The organism is Spirillospora sp. NPDC049024, assembly GCF_040649235.1.
Lineage (GTDB): Bacteria > Actinomycetota > Actinomycetes > Streptosporangiales > Streptosporangiaceae > Spirillospora.
The window spans coordinates 221,843-236,060 of record NZ_JBEZFD010000007.1 but is presented as its reverse complement, the minus strand read 5'-3'; the positions used below and the strand labels follow the sequence as shown (position 1 = coordinate 236,060).

The 14,218-nt window shown below is 72.9% G+C and carries 16 protein-coding genes; 12 read left to right on the top strand and 4 right to left on the bottom strand.

Annotated features, from left to right (window positions below):
- Positions 1-248: 248 nt before the first annotated feature.
- From AB0C21_RS15680 to AB0C21_RS15660, 5 genes are read left to right on the top strand one after another with little or no spacing between them, the layout of a single operon-like run.
- Positions 249-914, top strand: a complete 666-nt coding sequence (locus tag AB0C21_RS15680) for an urease subunit gamma (RefSeq protein ID WP_500204841.1) — start codon at positions 249-251, stop codon at positions 912-914.
- Positions 907-2,715: an urease subunit alpha gene (locus AB0C21_RS15675; protein WP_500204840.1), complete on the top strand. Its 1,809-nt coding sequence runs from the start codon at positions 907-909 to the stop codon at positions 2,713-2,715. Before AB0C21_RS15680 ends, AB0C21_RS15675 begins: the two co-directional genes overlap by 8 nt.
- 24 nt (positions 2,716-2,739) lie before the next feature.
- A complete protein-coding gene (locus AB0C21_RS15670; protein ID WP_500204839.1) occupies positions 2,740-3,414 on the top strand; it encodes an urease accessory protein UreF in 675 nt (224 codons plus the stop codon).
- Between the two features lie 19 nt (positions 3,415-3,433).
- Positions 3,434-4,123, top strand: a complete 690-nt coding sequence (gene ureG / locus AB0C21_RS15665) for an urease accessory protein UreG (protein ID WP_500204838.1) — start codon at positions 3,434-3,436, stop codon at positions 4,121-4,123.
- Entirely contained in the window at positions 4,120-4,914 is a 795-nt protein-coding gene (locus AB0C21_RS15660) for an urease accessory protein UreD (protein ID WP_500204837.1), read from the top strand. The genes ureG and AB0C21_RS15660 overlap by 4 nt, the downstream gene beginning before the upstream one ends.
- 21 nt (positions 4,915-4,935) lie before the next feature.
- On the opposite strand, the gene AB0C21_RS15655 is transcribed toward AB0C21_RS15660, so the two are convergent.
- Positions 4,936-5,352 (bottom strand): VOC family protein, encoded by a 417-nt coding sequence (locus AB0C21_RS15655; RefSeq protein ID WP_500204836.1) that lies wholly within the window; start codon positions 5,350-5,352, stop codon positions 4,936-4,938.
- A gap of 211 nt (positions 5,353-5,563) precedes the next feature.
- Here AB0C21_RS15655 and AB0C21_RS15650 point away from each other — a divergent pair, with 211 nt between their 5' ends.
- On the top strand, positions 5,564-6,688 hold the full coding sequence (locus AB0C21_RS15650; protein ID WP_500204835.1) for a hypothetical protein: 1,125 nt from the start codon (positions 5,564-5,566) through the stop codon (positions 6,686-6,688).
- Here the strand turns inward: AB0C21_RS15650 and AB0C21_RS15645 are convergent.
- Positions 6,685-7,005 carry an ATP-binding protein gene (locus tag AB0C21_RS15645; protein ID WP_500204834.1) on the bottom strand — a complete coding sequence of 107 codons (321 nt, stop codon included), beginning with the start codon at positions 7,003-7,005 and terminating at the stop codon, positions 6,685-6,687. The two genes, AB0C21_RS15650 and AB0C21_RS15645, sit on opposite strands and share 4 nt — an antisense overlap.
- A gap of 333 nt (positions 7,006-7,338) precedes the next feature.
- On the opposite strand from AB0C21_RS15645, the gene AB0C21_RS15640 reads away from it, so the two are divergent.
- From AB0C21_RS15640 to AB0C21_RS15630, 3 genes are all read left to right on the top strand, one after another.
- Positions 7,339-7,542: a ribbon-helix-helix domain-containing protein gene (locus AB0C21_RS15640; RefSeq protein ID WP_149257322.1), complete on the top strand. Its 204-nt coding sequence runs from the start codon at positions 7,339-7,341 to the stop codon at positions 7,540-7,542.
- The gene (locus tag AB0C21_RS15635; protein ID WP_500204833.1) at positions 7,539-7,934 is read left to right on the top strand and encodes a type II toxin-antitoxin system death-on-curing family toxin; all 396 of its coding nucleotides are present in this window, start codon (positions 7,539-7,541) and stop codon (positions 7,932-7,934) included. The genes AB0C21_RS15640 and AB0C21_RS15635 overlap by 4 nt, the downstream gene beginning before the upstream one ends.
- A 237-nt stretch (positions 7,935-8,171) precedes the next feature.
- Entirely contained in the window at positions 8,172-9,383 is a 1,212-nt protein-coding gene (locus AB0C21_RS15630) for a phospholipase D-like domain-containing protein (RefSeq protein WP_500204832.1), read from the top strand.
- Here the strand turns inward: AB0C21_RS15630 and AB0C21_RS15625 are convergent.
- Positions 9,380-10,036, bottom strand: coding sequence for a uridine kinase family protein (locus tag AB0C21_RS15625; RefSeq protein ID WP_500204831.1), 657 nt, complete (start codon positions 10,034-10,036; stop codon positions 9,380-9,382). The genes AB0C21_RS15630 and AB0C21_RS15625 overlap by 4 nt on opposite strands.
- Before the next feature lie 113 nt (positions 10,037-10,149).
- On the opposite strand from AB0C21_RS15625, the gene AB0C21_RS15620 reads away from it, so the two are divergent.
- Both AB0C21_RS15620 and AB0C21_RS15615 read left to right on the top strand, forming a co-directional pair.
- Entirely contained in the window at positions 10,150-11,358 is a 1,209-nt protein-coding gene (locus AB0C21_RS15620) for a CaiB/BaiF CoA transferase family protein (RefSeq protein ID WP_500204830.1), read from the top strand.
- Positions 11,358-12,767 (top strand): acyl-CoA synthetase, encoded by a 1,410-nt coding sequence (locus tag AB0C21_RS15615; RefSeq protein WP_500204829.1) that lies wholly within the window; start codon positions 11,358-11,360, stop codon positions 12,765-12,767. The genes AB0C21_RS15620 and AB0C21_RS15615 overlap by 1 nt, the downstream gene beginning before the upstream one ends.
- Here the strand turns inward: AB0C21_RS15615 and AB0C21_RS15610 are convergent.
- Positions 12,764-13,339: a TetR/AcrR family transcriptional regulator gene (locus tag AB0C21_RS15610; protein WP_500204828.1), complete on the bottom strand. Its 576-nt coding sequence runs from the start codon at positions 13,337-13,339 to the stop codon at positions 12,764-12,766. The two genes, AB0C21_RS15615 and AB0C21_RS15610, sit on opposite strands and share 4 nt — an antisense overlap.
- A gap of 140 nt (positions 13,340-13,479) precedes the next feature.
- Between AB0C21_RS15610 and AB0C21_RS15605 the strand changes: the two genes are divergently transcribed.
- Positions 13,480-14,121: an NAD(P)-dependent oxidoreductase gene (locus AB0C21_RS15605; RefSeq protein WP_500204827.1), complete on the top strand. Its 642-nt coding sequence runs from the start codon at positions 13,480-13,482 to the stop codon at positions 14,119-14,121.
- The last annotated feature ends 97 nt before the right edge of the window (positions 14,122-14,218 follow it).

The window sequence follows — 14,218 nt, the reverse complement described above, 5'->3', positions numbered from 1 at the left end:
CCCCACCTTCGCCGACGTCGACACCCTCGACCCCTGAGCCGTCGGAGCGGAGCTCTCCCGGACGCGGCCGGTCGCCACGGTCCCGAAGGGCCGTAGCGATTTCCTAGAGGGGCCGCCGGCGCGGGGCGGCGGCCAACGTTGCGTCTCGGAGCGGTGAGGCCAGAGTGGCCGACCGAACCCTTCCAGGTCAGATCACTCCAAGTGACACTTCAACTCCGGACGGACGCCGCGTCTTCGAGGAGGAAGCTGTGCATCTGACCCAGCACGAGCAGGAGCGCCTGATGATCCACGTGGCCGCCGACGTGGCGGCCCGGCGCCGGGCTCGCGGCCTTCGGCTGAACTACCCCGAGGTGGTGGCGCTGCTGACCGCGCACGTGCTCGAAGGGGCCAGGGACGGAAGGACCGTCCGGGAGCTGATGGCCTCGGGGCGCGCCGTGCTCACCCGCCGGGAGGTGATGGAGGGCGTTCCCGAGATGATCGAGATGATCCAGGTCGAGGCGACCTTCCCGGACGGCACCAAGCTGGTGACCATCACCGACCCCGTCCCCGCGCGGCCCGACGTCACAGCGCCCGGGCAGGTCGAGCATCCGGGGCAGGCCGAGCCGGTGCGGGTCAACGAGGGGCTGCCGGTGACGAGGGTCGAGGTCCGCAACACCGGCGACCGCGCGGTGCAGGTCGGCTCCCACTACCACTTCTACGAGGTGAACCCGGCGCTGGAGATCCGGCCGGTGCCGGTGGCGCCGCACGCGGCGTCCGACCGGGAGTGCGCGTACGGCAAGCGCCTGGACATCCCCGCGGGCAAGTCGCGGCGCTTCGAGACCGCCTGCCGTGTCGAGGTCGACCTGGTTCCCCTGCGGGGGGAGCGGAAGGTCATGGGGCTGCGCGGCATGGTCGGAGGCGAACTGCATGACTGAGCCCGAAGTCTGCCGTCCCCGGCTCGAGCGCGCGGAGTACACCGACCTGTACGGGCCGACCGCGGGCGACCGGATCCGGCTCGCCGACACCGACCTGTGGATCGAGATCTCCGAGGACTGGGCGGGCGGCCCGGGCCACAGCGGCGACGAGGTGGTGTTCGGCGGCGGCAAGGTGATCCGCGAGTCGATGGGCCAGTCCTGCGTGTCGCGCGCCGAGGGCGCCCCCGACACGGTGATCACCGGGGTGGTGGTCCTGGACCACTGGGGCGTCGTCAAGGCGGACGTCGCGCTTCGCGGCGGTGACATCGTCGCCCTCGGCAAGGCCTACAACCCCGAGACCATGGACCGGCGCCACGACGACCACGCGGTCGCCACCGACATCGTGATCGGCCCGGAGACCGAGATCATCGCCGGCAACGGCAAGATCCTCACCGCGGGCGGGGTGGACACCCACGTCCACTTCATCTGCCCCGAGCAGCTCGACGAGGCGCTGGGTTCGGGCGTGACGACGCTCATCGGCGGCGGCACGGGGCCCGCCGAGGGCAGCAAGGCCACCACCGTCACATCGGGTTCCTGGCACATCACCTCGCTGCTGGAGGCGCTGGACGGATCCGCCGTCAACATCGGACTGCTCGGCCAGGGCGCGACGATGTCCGCCGACTCCATGCGGGACCAGCTCGGCGCGGGGGTCATCGGGTTCAAGGTGCACGAGGACTGGGGCGCCACCCCCGCCGTCATCGACGCATGCCTGCGGGTGTGCGAGGAATCCGGCGCGCAGCTGGCCATCCACGCCGACACCCTCAACGAGGCCGGTTCCCTGGAGAGCACGCTGGAGGCCATCGCTGGCCGCTGCATCCACGCGTTCCACGTGGAGGGGGCGGGCGGCGGCCACGCCCCGGACATGATCGAGATGGCGTCCCGGCGCAACGTGCTGCCCGCGTCCACCAACCCCACCCGGCCGCTGACGGTCAACACCGTCACCGAGCACATCGACATGCTGATGGTCTGCCATCACCTCAACCCGAAGGTCACGGAGGACCTGGCCTTCGCCGAGTCGCGGATCCGGCCGTCCACGATGGCGGCCGAGGACGTCCTGCACGACATGGGCGCCATCTCGATCATGTCCTCCGACGCCCAGGCGATGGGACGCATCGGCGAGATGATCCTGCGGACCTGGCAGACCGCGCACGTGATGAAGCGGCGGCGCGGCCCGCTGGACGGCGACGGGCCGGCGGACAACCTGCGGGCCCGCCGCTACGTCGCCAAGTACACCATCAACCCCGCCATCGCCCAGGGAATCGCCCACAGGGTCGGCTCGGTGGAGACCGGCAAGCTCGCCGACCTCGTCCTGTGGGAGCCGGCGTTCTTCGGCGTCAAACCCCACCTGGTGATCAAGGGCGGGCAGATCGCCTGCGCCCAGGTCGGTGACGCCAACGCCGCCGTCCCGACCCCGCAGCCGGTCCTGCCCCGCCGCATGTTCGGCGCCCTCGGGCACGCCCCCGCCGGGAACTCGGTCACCTTCGTCTCCGAGCGGTTCGCCGGGGATGTTCCCGGAGTCCGGAAGGCCTTCGAGACGATCACCAGCACCCGGGGGCTGACCAAGGCCGACATGCGCGAGAACGACGCCCTCCCGCGCATCGACGTCGACCCCGACAGCTTCACCGTGGTCATCGACGGCAGCGGGGGAGCCGACGAGCAGGACGACCGGGCCCGCGACGTCAACGTGGAGGTCGGCAAGGACACGGTCGCGCCGGAGTACCGCACCGAACTGCCCATGGCCCAGCGGTACTTCCTGTTCTGACCGTCCCCACCCCTGGGAGCCACGATGAGCCCGGTGCCGCTGCTGATCCTCGGTGACGGCCGGTTCCCCTCCGGCGGCCACGCGCACTCCGGAGGGGCCGAGGCCGCCGTCGCGGCCGGACGCATCCACGACGCCGAGACCCTGGAGGACTTCTGCCGCGGGCGGCTGGCCACCACCGGGCTGGTCGCGGCGTCCCTGGCCGCCGCCGCGGCGACCGGACACGACCCGCTGGCCCTGGACGACGCCGCCGACGCGCGCACACCCGCCCCGGCACTGCGGCAGGCGGCGCGGCGGCTCGGACGGCAGCTGACGCGCGCCGTCCGCGCCATCTGGCCCAGCCCCGAACTGGAGCACCTGGCGGCGGCGCGTCCCGCCGGCGCGCACCAGCCCGTCGTGCTCGGCCTCGCCGCGCGCACGGCCGGGCTGACGCCGCGGAACGCGGCCGAGGCCGCCGCCTACGACAGCGTCTGCGCCCCGGTGACCGCCGCGATACGGCTGCTCGGGCTCGACCCCTTCGAAGCCACCGCCGTCACCGCCCGCCTCAGCGGCGTCATGGAGGACGTCGCCGCCGAGGCCGCCGGCCATGCGGCGCGGCTACCGGTGGACGGGGTGGACGCGCTGCCCGCGGCGTCCGCGCCGCTGCTGGACATCACCGCCGAACAGCACGCGGCCTGGCCGGTACGCCTGTTCGCCAGCTGAACGACGCCCGGAGGGCATCATGCACCTGCACCGCACCGACCCCGCCATAGACGACATCGTCCCTCCCGCCGCGGCCCGCGCCGGCGGACGTCCAGGCCCCCTGCGCATCGGCCTGGGCGGACCGGTGGGCTCCGGCAAGACCGCCACCGTCGCCGCCCTGTGCGGGCGGCTGCGCGACACCCTGTCCATCGCGGTGGTGACCAACGACATCTACACCCGCGAGGACGCCGACGCCCTGCTGCGCCAGGCGGTGCTGCCCCCCGAGCGGATCGCCGCCGTGGAGACCGGCGCCTGCCCGCACACCGCCATCCGCGACGACATCTCCGCCAACCTCGAAGCCGTCGAGGAGCTGCAGGAGCGGATCGGCTCCCTGGACCTCGTCCTGATCGAATCCGGCGGCGACAACCTCACCGCCACCTTCTCCAAGGGCCTGGTCGACCACCAGATCTTCCTCATCGACGTCGCGGGCGGCGACGACATCCCCCGCAAGGGCGGCCCCGGCCTCACCACCGCCGACCTTCTGGTCATCAACAAGGCGGACCTCGCCCCGCACGTCGGCGCCGACCTCGGCGCCATGGAACGCGACGCCCGGTCCGCGCGCGGTTCCCGGCCCGTCGTCCTCACCAGCGTCAAGGCCGACCACGGCATCGACCCCGTCGCCGACTGGGTCCGCCGCCGCCTCGCCGAGCACGCCGCGGCCCGGGCATGACCACGGCCCCGCCCGCTCCCTTCGGGCTGCGTGCCACCGCCCGCGTCCGGGCCGCGGCCGAGGACGGAGTCACCGATCTGCCGCTGCTCCACGGCGACGGCCCCTTCGCGCTCCGCCGCCTCCGCCCCCTCGGCTCCCAGGCGCGCGTCTGCCTGCTGAACACCATGAGCGCCCCGCACAACGGCGACCGCCTGCGCATCGAGGCCGTCGTCGGGCCGGGCGCCGACCTGCGCGTCATCTCGGCCGCCGCCACGGTCGCGCTGCCCGGACCCGCACCCGACCACGCCGTCCTCGACGTGGCACTGCGCGTAGCGGACTCCGCGCGACTGCACTGGCTGCCCGAACCCGTCATCTCCGCCGCCGGAAGCGACCTGCGCCAGCACGTCCGCGTCGACCTGGCCCGCACCGCCCGGCTCGTCCTCAGCGAGCAGCAGGTCCTCGGCCGCGCGCACGAGCCGACGGGACGGCTGGCCGGCCGCATCACCGTCCGCCACGGCGACCGGACGCTGCTGGACCAGCACTGCGCCTACGGTCCCGGCGCCCCCGGCTGGGACGGCCCCGCCGTGCTGGCCGGCAACCGCGCCGTCGGCCAACTGCTCGTCGTCGACCCGGCGTACCGGGACCATCCGCACGGAACGCGAATACTCGACGACATCCCAGTGCGCGCACACGGTGTCATCACCCCGCTCGCCGGCCCAGGCGTCCTCCTCACCGCCGTGGCCCCGGACGCCGGCGACCTCCGCCGTTGTCTCGACGCCGCACTCCACCACCTCGGCCACCGCACGGGCTGAACCGCCAGGGCGACCAGACGGCTAGGCCCGGGTGCCGGGTTCGGCGAGCTCGATGATGTTTCCGAGGTTGTCGCTGACGAACGCGACACGTTGCCCGATCTCCTCGACCTTCATGGGGCCGCCCATCAGCTCCACGCCCAGGTCGCGCAGCTCGGTGACGACCGCGTCGAGATCCGCGACGGCGAGGCAGAAGTGGTGCAGCCGCGCCGGGTTCATGCTCGACAGGATGTCGCCGGTCGGCGCCCGGCGGTCCGATGCGACCGCCATCAGCTCGATCCTGACGTCTCCGTGGACGAGGAAGGCGAACGTCATGCCGTGGGTCTCGAACCGCCGCTCGACGGTGAAGCCGAGCGTCCGCGAGTACCACGCGATGGTGGCGTCGAGGTCCTCCGGAGTCAGGGTGATGCCGACATGGTCATGGGAGAGGGAGATGCTCATGCGGCCAACTTCGCCGACCGCCGGGCCCCCCGCAAGAGATGGATCACCTTCGACGGCGGCCCCGGCTACCTCGAACCCTCCGGCGGCGCCCCCCGGGGCTCCGGCTTGCATCCCGTTCCCCCGTCCGGGGGAGTGGGATGGCTCTTTCGAGGGGTTACCGGCCGAAGCGGGCCGCCGACGATGGTGATCGCTTGCAGGGGAGGGAGCTTTGGTGGCGATCACAGGGGCAGAGCAGGCGCACGGGCGGACCACCGGGGCCGCGCTGTGCTGGTCGGCGGTGGCGGCCGGGCTGGGGTTGTGGTGGGTGCTGCGGCCGTCGGCGTATCTGCTGGGGCGGGGGGACGCGGAATCTCCCCCGCTGGCCTTCGACATCGGGGTGCGTCCTGGGGCGATCGGGTTGCTCGTGCTCGGCGGGCTGGGCGTCGCGGTGGCTCTCGTCCTGCGCGACCGGCGACGCGTTGAGGCGATGCGCCGGCCTCTTCTCGGCCTCGCGGCCGGATACGCCGGGCTGGGATTCGTGCTTCCGAGCTACAGCGTGATGATCGCCGTCGCCTACGCCTTCGCGTTCTCGGCGCCGGTCGTCCTGCCGGCGGCGCTGCTGGCGCGCGCCCTGCGGCTCGGCCGGGTGGGCACGTCGGTGCTGGTGGGGATTCCGGCGGCGGCCGGGGCCGGCTTCGCCGCCTTCCTCGTGGTGTACAAGGGCACCCAATGGGGCGTGTTCGCCGTCGTCGGCGGGGCCGTCTGGGCGGCCTGCGCGGTGACCACGTTCCGGGTCGGCAAGCGGCGCTGCGCCCGCTGCGGCCGACCCGGCGCCGCCTGGACGCGGCCGCAGGCCGCGGCGCGCTGGGGGCGGAAGGTGACGATCGCCGCCGCGCTCATGCCCCTGCCGTACGGGCTCGTCCGGCTGACCTGGCTGACGCCGTGGGGGATCGCGTTCCCCGAGGACGGCGGCTGGGGGATCTGGGTCACCGGCATGCTCCTCGGCTGCGTGTCCGAGGGGGGAGCGATCCTGGTCCGCGGGCTCATCCGCCCTTGGGGGGAGGTGTGGCCGAGATGGGTTCCGGTGGTGCATGGGCGCCCGATCCCGGTCGCCGTCCCCACCAGCGCGGCACTGGTGGTCTCGGCCGTGCTGACCCTGTTCACCGTCTTCCTGGTCACGGAGATCTCTCGGGGAGAGGAGGGGCTGCTCTTCAGCCTGGTGTTCGTACCGCTCGGGCTCTGGGGTCCGCTGCTGGCCGCCGCGGCGCTCGCCTACTACTACCGCCGCCGCGGCGCCTGCACCCACTGCCCTGCACCGCTGCCCGACGGCGCTCATGAAGCACGAGCAACGGCTTAGGGGATGATCCGGGCCCAGACCCACTTGCCGCCGCCGGGGTCGCGCGTCGCCCCGCACGCGGCGGACAGGGCCTGGACGATGTGCAGCCCCCAACCGCCGTTGTCGTCGAACGCCTCCTCGGACAGGTCGAGGTCGTCGAGGGTGAGCGCGGCCTTCGGTCTGGCCTGCGGCAAGTCGGACGCCCCGTCCCAAACGGCGATGATGACGCCGTGCGCGTCCCGGCTCACCTGGAGCCGCAACTCCGCGCGCGGCGTCCGCTCGGCCGCGTTGGTGACGAGCTCCGAGACGATGAGCAGCGCGTCATCGAGAACGTGCAAATAGCCCCATTTGTGAAATCGCGCCTCCGCAAGCGTCCGCGCCAACCCCACCGCCGCCGCGGACCCCAGCAAGGGAATGACCATATCCCCGGTCGCCGTCGCCATCCGCGTCCCGCCGTGACGACCGCGTCGAGGTCCGTGACGGCGAGGCAGAAGTGGTGCAGGCGCACCGGGGCCATCTCGTCTGGCGGTGACCGCACTCAGGTACACCTCCGTTGACGCGACCCACGCGCCGCGGGCAAGAACCCTGGAGGCGCGGTCCTCGGACACCCGCGGAACCATCCCTAGTACCATCAGTGATACCAGAGCGACGTACGCAGGGAGAGTCTTGGCATGGCCTTCGCAGCGCGCCTTCCCGACGACCTGGACGCCTGGCTCGACGAGGCGGCCACGGCCGAGCAGCGGTCCAAGAACGCGATACTGATCACTGCTCTCGAGGAGTACCGGCAGCGGCGGGAACTCGCTCACGTGCTCGAACTCGCCGACGAGACCGCCCGCGACCACCGGAACCTGCTGGACCGGCTGGGCGACGCGTGAGTGTGCGCTACCTGACGGCCGAGGAGATCGTCGCCGTCGGGCGCCGGGCCGTCGGCGAGCACCTCAACGTGCGGGACTTCGGGCTGGTCGCATCGGCGGCCGCACGGCCGGCCACGGTGACTTTCGGCGTGGACCCCTATCCCTCCCTTCTCGAAAAGGCCGCCGCGCTGCTGCACTCGCTCACCACCTCCCACCCGTTCACTGACAGGAACAAGCGAGTCGCCTTCGCCGCCACCGATGTCTTCCTCAAGCTCAACGGAGCACGCTTCGACCCCGAAGCCGAGGACGACCTGTTCACCACCGTTATCGACATCGCCACCCATGCCCTCAACGACGTCCCGGCCATCGCCAAGCGGCTCGAGCGCCTGATACGAGCGGCCGGCGCTCGGTAAGGCGCTCGCAACCGCGGACGTTTTCGCCGAGCGGAGCTGGCGTGAATGCATACGCTCCGCATCTGATTGAGTGCAGTTAGTGGCGAAGAAATGTCGGGTTGCTCTCAGTGGCGGCAAGGCGGCATGGAACGCGAAACAGAGGGGACTGATCTCGGCCGAGTGGCGATCACTTTCGTGCTTTCGGCGTGACGGCACGGGTCCGCTGATCGTTGCCCTGGCATAAGGAGAAAGAAGCAGATGACCGTGTCGCAGCAGCCGGTTCCCCCCGGAGACGACCTGCTCTCATCTCCGTCCGACGACCGCGCGCACCGGATCCGCCGGTCCCTGGAACGGCTGATCGGCGTGGCGGCGACGGAGGGCAACGCCGTGACGCCCCTGCGCAACGGGGACGAGATCTTCCCGCGCATGCTGGACGAGATCGCCGGTGCCCGGCGCACCATCGACATGATGACCTACGTCTACTGGCGCGGGGACATCGCCCACCGGTTCGCCGACGCGCTGTCGGAACGCGCCCGCGACGGGGTGCGGGTCCGGCTGCTGCTGGACGGCATAGGCGCATGGCAGATAGAGAAAGACCTGGTGGAGAAGATGGAGCGGGCCGGCGTCACGGTCGCCTGGTTCCGCAAGCCCGTCTACGTCTCGCCGTTCAAGCAGAACCACCGCTGCCACCGCAAGGTGCTGGTGGTGGACGAGCAGGTCGCCTTCACCGGCGGAGTCGGCATCGCCGAGGAATGGTGCGGGGACGCCCGCGACGAGAGCGAGTGGCGCGACAGCCACTTCCGGGTCCGCGGGCCCGCGGTGGACGGGATCGCGGCCGCGTTCGCGCAGAACTGGGCCGAGTGCCACGACGTCCTCTTCGACGACCGCGACCGCTTCGCTGGCCACGAACCGGCCGGTGACGCGGTGGTCCAGGTCGTGCGGGGGTCGGCCAGCGTCGGCTGGCAGGACATGCAGACCCTGCTCCGCGTCGTCCTCCAACTGGCCGAGAAGAGGCTGCGGATCGCGTCCGCGTACTTCGCGCCCGACGACTACTTCGTCAATCTGCTGTGCGAGACCGTCGGCCGCGGGGTCGAGGTGGACATGCTCCTGCCCGGCCCGCACGCCGACAAGCGCGTGAGCCGCCTGGCGAGCCAGCGGCATTACGAGGACCTTCTCGCATGCGGTGTGCGCATCCATCAGTTCCAGCCGTCGATGCTGCACACGAAGATCCTCACCATGGACGGGATCGTCTCGCTCATCGGGTCCACGAACTTCAACCGGCGTTCCATGGACCACGACGAGGAGGTCATGCTCGCCGTGATCGACCGGGACCTGACCGCGACCCTCGACGCCCATTTCGACGAGGACCTCGCCCGCAGCAAGCAGGTCGACCACGCGCGATGGGCCCGGCGGTCCACGACGCAACGCGCCAAGGAGTTGGCGATCACCCCGATCCGCCGCTTCCTCTAGAGCGCCTCGCCCGTCCCCGGCCTCGGGGGGCGGGCCCTGAAGCGGTACGGGGTGAAGGTGGTGCCGTCCACGATGAGGTCACAGCGGTCGAGAGTGGCGTCGGCGGTGAAGTGGGCCTGCTCGCGGACGGCCCAGTCCTCCCAGGCCCCGGCGTACTCGGGGCCGTCCCGGTCGAGGGCGCGGGCGCGGCGCAGGTCGTACGGCGCGTCGATCCAGATCCGGTAGGCGGCGGGCGCCTTCGCCCAGGCGGAGCCGACGCCCTCCACGATGAGGACGGGCGCGGGCGGGACCTCTTCCTCGGGGCCGTAGCGGTCGCGGTGCCAGTCGTAGCGGCGCAGCACGGCGGGACGTCCGTCCCGCAGCGGGTCGAGCACCGCGCGCTGGAGGGGCCGCCACCAGGTGAGCGGATCGGCGTCCCACGGCACCCGGAAGTCGTCCGAGCGGACGACCGGGGCGCCGACCAGGGCCTCCGCCAGGTGGCCCGCGAACGTCGACTTCCCCGCCCCGCTCGGACCGTCCACCGCGACGATCCGCGCCCGGCCGCAGGACGGCGGCAGCACGAGCAGCCGCGCGGCGAGCGCGGGGTAGGTCATGCCGGCGAAGGCCCCGGCGGGGTCAGGCCCGGCGGGGTTGGGCTCGGCGGAGTCCGGCACGGACGGCATACTTCCAGGTACCCGCCCCGTGGCGGAGCCGGCCCCCTGGCGGGGCCGCCCGCCGGAAGGAGCCGCCCCCCTTCGGGGACACGGCCCCTGGAAGGAGAACGCCCTTGCCCGGACCGCTCGAAGGCGTCGTGATCATCGATCTCAGCCGCGTCGTGGCGGGCCCGCAGGCCACCATGACGCTCGCCGACCTCGGCGCCCGCGTGATCAAGGTCGAGCAGCCCGGCACCGGCGACGAGACCCGCGGCTGGGGCCCGCCGTTCGCGGGCGAGGACCAGGTGAGCACCTACTACCTCTCGATCAACCGGAACAAGGAGTCGATCGCCCTCGACCTGAAGTCGGACGAGGGCGCGGGCGTCCTCGCCCGGCTCGTCCGGCACGCCGACGTGCTCGTGGAGAACTTCCGGCCCGGCGTGCTCGACCGGCTCGGCTTCCCGGTGGAGCGGCTGCACGGGCTGAACCCGGGGCTGGTCGTCCTGTCCATCACGGGGTTCGGGCACGACGGGCCCGAAGGCGGGCGCCCCGGCTACGACGCGATCATGCAGGGCGAGGCCGGGATCATGAGCGTGACCGGGCCGCCCGGCACGCCGAGCAAGGTCGGCCTGTCGATCGCCGACATCCTCGCCGCGGGCAACGGCGTCGCGGGCGTGCTGGCCGCCCTGTACGAGCGCACCCGCACCGGGCGCGGGACCGTCGTCCGGACCTCGCTGCTGGCGTCCGTGGTCGGCGCCCACATGTTCCAGGGGACGCGCTGGACCGTCGCCCGGGACGTCCCCGAGTCGGTCGGCAACGACCATCCGTCCATCGCCCCGTACGGGACGTTCCGCTGCAAGGACGGGCAGATCCAGATCGGCGTCGCGAACCAGAACCTGTGGCGCAGGTTCGCGCCGATCGTCGGCCTGGACCCGGGCGACGCCCGCTACGCGACGATCCCCGACCGCTCCGCCCGGCGCGCCGAGCTGACCGCCGACATCGAGCGGGTCCTCGCGGGCGACACGCGCGACGCCTGGCTCGCGCGGCTCGGCGAGGCGGGCGTCCCGGCCGGGGCGATCCGGTCGATCGACGAGGTGTACGAGTGGGAGCAGACCCGCTCGCAGGGCCTGGTCATCGAGGTCGACCATCCGCGGCTCGGGCCCATCGAGCTGCCCGGGCCGCCGCTGCGCTTCGACGGCGCGCCGCCCCGGGGGCACACCGCGCCGCCGCTGCTCGGCGAGCACACCGACGCGGTGATGGCCTGGCTGGAAGGGCTCGAAGAGGCCGAGAGACGTGCGGAGCCCGAAGGACCCGAAGCACTCGACGAGGAGGAGAGCGGCTGATGATGGACCTGCTCGGCGGGACGGGCGGCCCGGTGCGGATCGCCGGACGCGAGCTGCCCCGCGACGAACTGCTCGGCCGGGCCTCCGCCGTGGCCGCGGAGATCCGGGGAGCGGACGCGGTCGCCGTGCACGCCACGGCGTCCCTGGAGACGGTCGCCGCGGTCGTCGGCGGCCTCCTCGCGGGCGTCCCCGTGGTGCCGCTGCCGCCCGACTCCGGGCCCGCCGAACGCGCGCACATCCTCGGCGACTCCGGTGCGAGCCTGCTCCTCGCGGCCGGTGGGACGGAGCGCTCCGAGGGGGAGCCGCCGCTCGTCCCGGTCGACGCGCTGCCGCACCACGGAGGCGGCGGGGGCGGCGGGGGCGGCGAGGTCCCCGCCGACGCGACCGCCCTGATCCTCTACACGAGCGGGACGACGGGCGCGCCGAAGGGCGTGCTGATCTCGCGGAGCGCCATCGCCGCCGGGCTCGACGCCCTCGCCGAGGCCTGGGCCTGGACGCCCGACGACGTCCTGGTCCACGGGCTGCCGCTGTTCCACGTGCACGGGCTCGTCCTCGGCGTCCTCGGACCCCTGCGGGCCGGTTCGCGCCTCGTCCACACCGGACGTCCCAAGCCGGAGCTGTACGCGGCGGCGGCGCGGGACGACGGCGGCAGCCTGTTCTTCGGCGTCCCCACCGTCTGGTCGAGGACGGCGGCGGACCCGTCCACCGCCGAGGCCCTGCGCGGCGCGCGGCTGCTCGTCTCCGGCAGCGCGCCGCTGCCCGTGCCCGTGTTCGAGCGGCTCTCGGCCCTCACCGGGCACCGCCCGGTCGAGCGGTACGGCATGACCGAGACCCTCATCACGGTCAGCGCCCGCGCGGACGGTGACCGGCGCCCCGGCTACGTCGGCACGCCGCTGCCCGGCGTCGAGACGCGCCTGACGGCCGAGGACGGCTCGCCCGTCCCGCCGGACGGGGAGACGCCCGGCGAGCTGCACGTCCGCGCGCCGCTGCTGTTCAAGGGGTACCTCAACCGGCCCGAGGCGACCGCGGAGTCGTTCACGCCGGACGGCTGGTTCCGCACCGGCGACATCGCCACGATCGGCCCGGACGGCTGGCACCGGATCGTCGGGCGCGCGTCGACCGACCTCATCAAGAGCGGCGGCTACCGGATCGGCGCCGGCGAGATCGAGAACGCGCTGCTCGCCCACCCCGCCGTGCGGGAGGCCGCCGTCCTCGGCACCCCGCACGACGACCTCGGCGAGCAGGTCACCGCCTACGTCGTCGCCGACGGGGTGGGGGAGAAGGAGCTCATCGACTTCGTGGCCGAGCGCCTGTCGGTGCACAAGCGGCCCCGCGTCGTCCACATGGTCGGCTCCTTGCCCCGCAACGCCATGGGCAAGGTCGTGAAGTCCCGCCTGGGCGAGCTCTAGGGGAGGACCTCCGCCAGGACGGGGTTGACCAGCTCGCGGGCGAACGACTCGGGCGGGTCGGAGGCGTCCTCGCCTTCCGCGAAGTAGCGCAGGAAGCCCTGCTGGAAGCACGCGCCCATCAGCAGTGCGGCCACGGCCTGCGTGTCCGCGTCAGGGGCGACCCTGCCGAGGTCGCGCTCGGCGTCCAGGTAGCGGGCCAGCGCCCGCACCGGCTCCTGCGGGCCCGCGCCGTACTTGCGCAGCGACTCGCGGGTCGCCCGCAGCAGCCGCGGCTGCGCCGCCATCGAGACCATCATCGGGAACGCCCGGCGGTAGAAGCGCAGCCCGCCGTGCACGATCCCGACGAGGTTGGACTCGACGGTGCCCTCGCCCGGGACGCCCATCGAGGTGAACGGGGGCATCCGCTCCTTCAGCACGCACAGCATCAGCTCGTCCTTGTCGCGGAAGTGCTTGTAGAGCAGCGCCTCGGAGTAGCCGGACGCCTTCGCGATCTCCTTCGTGGTCGCGCCGGCGACCCCGTGCCGCCGCATGATGTCCGCCGCGGCGTCCAGGATCCGTTCGCGCGCGCTCAATGGGCCCCCTTGACAGGTGAGTGAACGCTCACCAGGATAGAGGTTAGTAAGTATTCACTCACCCCTCAAGTACTCGCTCGTTCGGCGCATTCCTCAGGTGCCGGCGGGGGTGCTGACGGGGGTTCGGGTAGGAGGACAGGATGAGGTTCACGGTCTTCGGGGCGACCGGGGGCACCGGCGTCCAGGTCGTCCGGCGCGCGCTGGACGCCGGGCACGAGGTGACCGCCGTCGTCCGCGACCCCGCCGGCCTGCCCGGCGAGGTCCGCGCCTGCGCCGACGTCGTCCAGGCCGACGTCATGGACCCGGGCGCGATCGAGGAGGCGGTCAAGGGACGCGACGCCGTCATCACCGCGATCGGCACCCGCGACGGCCGCCGCCCGACCAGCGTCTGCGCGGACAGCACCCGCGGCATCGTCGAGGCGATGCGGGCGGGCGGAGCCGAACGGTTCGTGCTGACCAGCGCGTCCGGGCTGTACGCCGGACCGGGCGACGACCCGCTCACCCGGTTCGTGGTCAAGCCGCTCGTCCTCGGCCCGCTCCTCAAGCACGCCTTCAACGACATGCGCGCCGCCGAGGCCCTCACCCGCGACTCCGGCCTCGCCTGGACGATCGTCCGCCCGCCCCGCCTCACCGACGGCCCCGGCAACGGCCGCTACCGGAAGGCGGCCGACCGCAACGTCCTCGGCGGCCTCTCCATGGCCCGCTCCGACCTCGCCACCGCGCTCCTCGACATCGCGGGCGACCCGGCCACCGCCGGGCACGTCATCAGCGTCGCGGGCTGAGCGCCATGACATCTGTCATGCCGATCGCCTGACAGGCGCCGCCGGAACCCGTGACACGCGCTTCTACCGGGGCCCCCGCGTGATCGCGACGCTGGGG

What these genes read in the sequence shown, in the direction of transcription:
- AB0C21_RS15640 (WP_149257322.1), top strand. Translation starts at nt 7,339, where the DNA reads ATGGCCTTCGCAGCGCGCCTTCCCGACGACCTGGACGCCTGGCTCGAC.
- AB0C21_RS15605 (WP_500204827.1), top strand. Translation starts at nt 13,480, where the DNA reads ATGAGGTTCACGGTCTTCGGGGCGACCGGGGGCACCGGCGTCCAGGTC.
- AB0C21_RS15655 (WP_500204836.1), bottom strand. Translation starts at nt 5,352, where the DNA reads ATGAGCATCTCCCTCTCCCATGACCATGTCGGCATCACCCTGACTCCG.
- AB0C21_RS15630 (WP_500204832.1), top strand. Translation starts at nt 8,172, where the DNA reads ATGACCGTGTCGCAGCAGCCGGTTCCCCCCGGAGACGACCTGCTCTCA.
- AB0C21_RS15670 (WP_500204839.1), top strand. Translation starts at nt 2,740, where the DNA reads ATGAGCCCGGTGCCGCTGCTGATCCTCGGTGACGGCCGGTTCCCCTCC.
- AB0C21_RS15675 (WP_500204840.1), top strand. Translation starts at nt 907, where the DNA reads ATGACTGAGCCCGAAGTCTGCCGTCCCCGGCTCGAGCGCGCGGAGTAC.
- AB0C21_RS15660 (WP_500204837.1), top strand. Translation starts at nt 4,120, where the DNA reads ATGACCACGGCCCCGCCCGCTCCCTTCGGGCTGCGTGCCACCGCCCGC.
- ureG (WP_500204838.1), top strand. Translation starts at nt 3,434, where the DNA reads ATGCACCTGCACCGCACCGACCCCGCCATAGACGACATCGTCCCTCCC.
- AB0C21_RS15615 (WP_500204829.1), top strand. Translation starts at nt 11,358, where the DNA reads ATGATGGACCTGCTCGGCGGGACGGGCGGCCCGGTGCGGATCGCCGGA.